This window comes from Streptomyces sp. NPDC002845 (assembly GCF_053591955.1).
Map to the genome: position 1 here is coordinate 1 of NZ_JBSFUU010000186.1, position 3,998 is coordinate 3,998.

5 protein-coding genes are annotated in these 3,998 nt (G+C 67.8%); 4 read left to right on the forward strand and 1 reads right to left on the reverse strand.

Annotation, left to right across the window (positions count from 1 at the left end):
• Positions 1 to 383: 383 nt before the first annotated feature.
• On the forward strand, positions 384 to 704 hold the full coding sequence (locus ACWD3C_RS47990; RefSeq protein WP_451155065.1) for a hypothetical protein: 321 nt from the start codon (positions 384 to 386) through the stop codon (positions 702 to 704).
• On the opposite strand, the gene ACWD3C_RS47995 is transcribed toward ACWD3C_RS47990, so the two are convergent.
• Entirely contained in the window at positions 686 to 1,117 is a 432-nt protein-coding gene (locus ACWD3C_RS47995; protein ID WP_451155067.1) for a DUF3500 domain-containing protein, read from the reverse strand. The genes ACWD3C_RS47990 and ACWD3C_RS47995 overlap by 19 nt on opposite strands.
• 56 nt (positions 1,118 to 1,173) lie before the next feature.
• Here ACWD3C_RS47995 and ACWD3C_RS48000 point away from each other — a divergent pair, with 56 nt between their 5' ends.
• From ACWD3C_RS48000 to ACWD3C_RS48010, 3 genes are all read left to right on the forward strand, one after another.
• Complete coding sequence (locus ACWD3C_RS48000) at positions 1,174 to 1,359, forward strand: hypothetical protein (RefSeq protein ID WP_451155069.1); 186 nt, start codon at positions 1,174 to 1,176, stop codon at positions 1,357 to 1,359.
• Between the two features lie 578 nt (positions 1,360 to 1,937).
• Positions 1,938 to 2,363, forward strand: a complete 426-nt coding sequence (locus ACWD3C_RS48005; RefSeq protein ID WP_451155073.1) for a hypothetical protein — start codon at positions 1,938 to 1,940, stop codon at positions 2,361 to 2,363.
• A 519-nt stretch (positions 2,364 to 2,882) separates the two neighbouring features.
• Positions 2,883 to 3,911: a recombinase family protein gene (locus ACWD3C_RS48010; RefSeq protein ID WP_451155071.1), complete on the forward strand. Its 1,029-nt coding sequence runs from the start codon at positions 2,883 to 2,885 to the stop codon at positions 3,909 to 3,911.
• Positions 3,912 to 3,998 lie beyond the last annotated feature (87 nt).

Genomic DNA, 3,998 nt, shown 5'->3' on the forward strand with positions numbered 1-3,998 from the left:
CGAGCCGGGTCCTGGTGATCGCGGCCGACGCCGAGCGGCCCTGGCCGAGGACATCTGCGAGGACGTCCCCGTCGTGGCCGTCTCCGGCGGTGTCCGACCGCACGTGCCGGCCGAGGTAGCTGAGGCGGTGCGGATCGCGGCCCGCGAGCACGCGGCCGACCTGCCGCTGAGCATCGGCAGGCTTGCCCGACGCCGGGCACCGGCAAGGCGGCGGCCCTCACCACGGGGCTGCCTGTCTCGCCGTCCCCACAACCTACGCCGGTTCCGAGGCCACCCCCGTCCGAGGCCTCACCGAGGACGGCCACAAGCACACCGGCGTCGCCCCCCAAGGTGCTCTCCTGGGTCGTCGTCCACGACACCACGCTGATGCTGTCGCTGCCGACATGGCTGTCGATGACGTCCGGCCTCAACGCGCTCGCCCGCTGCGTCGACGTGTGGTGGGCGCCCTGCACAACCCGATCAGCTCCGCCCTGGCCGTCGAGGGCGTAAGGTCACTGATCTCCGCGCTGCCGCGCCTCGTCGCCGACGGGCAGGACATGGCGGCCCGCCGCGAGATCCTCTTCGGCACCTACCTCGGGGCGGTCGCCTTCACGGGGGGCGGTTCCGGACTGCACGACAAGGTGTGCCACGTCCTCGGCGGGCCCGCGAACAGTACCGCCGTGCCGAGAGCGATCACGGTCACGGATCAGTCCTCTGCGCCGTAGTCGTTGCCGTTCTCGCGGTAGATGGCGTGGATGTGGCTGGTGCCTCCCATGTTCTGCTGGTGGGCGAACTCGATGGTGAAGTCGGGGCTCTGGACGCGGTAGTAGATCGGCTGGTCGCTCGACGTGGAGCCCGACCAGGCGAAGTACGTGGAGTCGAGGTTCCCCTCCGCCGACTCCAGTTTGGACGCGGCCTGTTCGTCGTTGTCCGCCGTCAAGCAGCCCGGGATTCCAGCGACGGGTTCGGCCTCGGCTCGGACGACGCCGAGTGCCAATGCGGCGACACGCGCGTCGATGGCGGGCTCGGCGCCCAAAAGTAGCTGGCTGAGGTACGCGGCGTAGATCTGCGAAACCGTATTCCAATAGGAGCTCTCGCAGATCCTCCCCCAGCGCGTGCGTATGTTCTGAGTCGACAAGCCCCTTGCCGTGCGCCTGCCGTCACCCTGAACTGGCCGGTGGGGGAACCGGTCACATGGGGCACCGGCGGGGGCGCTGGCGTACGTCCGAGCCGGACATGGTGTGGGTCGCCGGCGGAGAACCGCGCGGGCAGGCCGTGGTCGAGGAAGTGCGCTCAAGTTCCCCGCAGGACGCGGAACAGATCATGACGCAGCTTGCCCGGACAGCTGGGGCCGAGGGGCCGACCGAGTGGAATCTGTAGGCGGACCTCCTCGGGGAGTCCGGCCAGTTCGCCGAGGCGCAGCGGGAGTTGCTGGCGCTGGCCGCAAAGCACCCCAACCATGTCGAGCGCTGGCTAAACCTCGCCTCGGCCCACTACTACCAGGGGCGCCAACCGCCGATCACCACCGACGGTGGAATGAAACTCGGCACTCCATATCCGCGAGATCGATCGAACGCGGCCCGGGCCACCTGCATCGAAGTGATGCGTCGTCGGCTCTGACAGGAGTGAATCACGGCGCCAACCGTTGCGCAGAAGAGGCTCCCCGAAATGAGCCGGCCAGACCCACTATCATTTTCAACTCTACGAACGCCGCTACTTCGATGATCGTGAAAGTGATAGTGAGCAGGTCAGAGGCCTTGTCAACTCTCATTTTCAGCGGCCGCCCGCACGTCGACGCGGACGGCGTCCTCACCTGCGTAACGTCCCGACGGAGGACGTGGCGAACGCGTACGCGAAGCAGCACGGTCTGACGGAGTAGGGCCGCCCCGGTCACAACAGGGGGGCTAACCCCCGTGCCAAGTACATCCCGGCTGCCTACTGTGGACAGCATGACCCGAATGGAACCCCGTGACGCCGAGCTCAAGAAGGAGCTCGCCGCGACGATCCACGCGCGCAGAGAGCTGGGCGACGACTACGAGACCGCGCTCGTCGATTCGTTCCTGGAGAAGGTCGACCAGCGCATCGACGGCGCCGTCGACCGCCGAGTGCGCCGCCAGCTCGCCGAGCAGCAGATGGTCGCCGCCCGTGGCGCCCGCTCCCCCAAGTCCACCGACGGCTTCGGCGAACGCTACGGCTTCGGGATCGTCTCCCTCGTCGTCGCCATCCCCCTCTCCGGCATCGGCGGCGGCGTGGCGGGCCTCTCGGGCCTCCTCGTCACCTGGGCGGGCATCGTCGGCGTGAACGTGGCGTGGGCGCTGCGCACGTCGCCGCGGCTGGGCAGCAGGCGCAGGGGCAAGTCGGGTGACTCGGACTGGGAAGAGTAATCCCGCGTCTTCTGGGACGACGAGCACCGCAACCATCGATTGAGGAACCCCGACGGCGAGCAACCAGGTCCGCGAGAGCGGCGCCGGTTTAGGCGCAAAGGGGTGTGCGCGGGGACCGCCGCACCCCCTTGGAGGGGGGCGGGACGACGGCGGTCCCCGCGAGGGACGCGGGCCGGGTCAGGGCCGGGCTTGCGCGTCCATGGCGTCCATGGAGGTCCGGGAGCCGCTCCGGAGGTCCTTGGCGCCGTTCCGTCGTCGGCCGGGGCGGGGAGCCGCTCCCGCCCTGCCGACACCCACTAATGTGCCGGACCCGTGTTAAGCGGGTGCTGCGTGGACGTGACGCGCTCGTACCACTTCCGCGAAGTTCTACGCGGGAAGACACCGACCACGACGTCAATCTGCTGCACCGCTTTTCACTCGATACGCGGAACCAATCGATCATCCACTCATCACCCCTGCCACGCACCGGCATATTTCGAGGCGATCGAACTGTTCATCCGCTCTCGAAGGGACACCCGCATGCCCGGCTGGTCCAGGAGCTTCCTCAATCCCTCACTCGTCTCGGCTCTGGAAGCCGGACACACCTTCGAGGAGTGGCTCGACGGCCGGATACCCGGAGTGGACTACGCCCGGATCAGTGCCGACCAGAGCACACGGTCCGCCATGGTGGCCAAGGGACGCGAGGCCGGGACGGGCATTCGCCACCAGCACGAGGAGAACATCGAGACGGCCGCCGCGTTCGGGGTGGCCATCGTCAGGTCCTACGAGGACAACGGCCTGACAGCGGTACAACCAGCTGTCGTACGACCGGCGTTCGCCGAGATGATCGAGGCCCTGCACTGCCGCAGGACTCCCCAGGGCCATCCGGTCCAGGCCCTCATCGCGACGGAACATGAGCGAGTCTGGCGCCTGGCCTCGGACTTCGCCAGAGTCCATCAAGCCGTCACTGTCACCGAAGAGGGGCTCTTCATCGAGCGGTGTTCCGTTTTCGACTTTTACTCGAAGACCAACGCCAGTAGCGCGACTGTCAGCGTCGACGAAGTCAAGAAGACGAAGGAGCGCATCGAGCGCCACATTCGCCGACGGGCCATCGACGGCGGGACTCCGGGCGGGCGACGCCGCTTCGGCTGGCTTCCGCCGGACCCGTGCTCGGGACGCAGGATCAACATGCGCCAGGATCCCGCAGAATGGCCGATCCTGCGGGAGATGATCGAATCGGCACTGCGTGGTGCGAGTTGGAACGACATCGCCAGGAGGTTGAACGCACGGGGTATCCCAACCGCGTCGGGAAACCGGTGGAGCGGAGCGACTGTCCGCCAGGCCCTGACCAACCCCGTGATGTGCGGATACCGGACCATCCATGGGGAGTTGGTCCGAGGCCCCGCCACCGCCTCGCCGGTCGTCGGGCAGTGGGACGCCCCTGCGACCGCCGAGGAGTGGCAGGCGTTGGTGGAACTCTCCCAGCAGCGCGGCGCGAAACGAGGCACCCGCCTGACGAACGGCAGTCCGCCGCCGGGAAGGCAACCTCGGTCTCTCCGCAGGTACTGAGGTTGAACTCGCTATGGCGGGTGGGGATCTGACGTTTCATGATTGTTGCGGTATGCCGGAGGTATGCGGTATGCGCAGGGCGGTGGG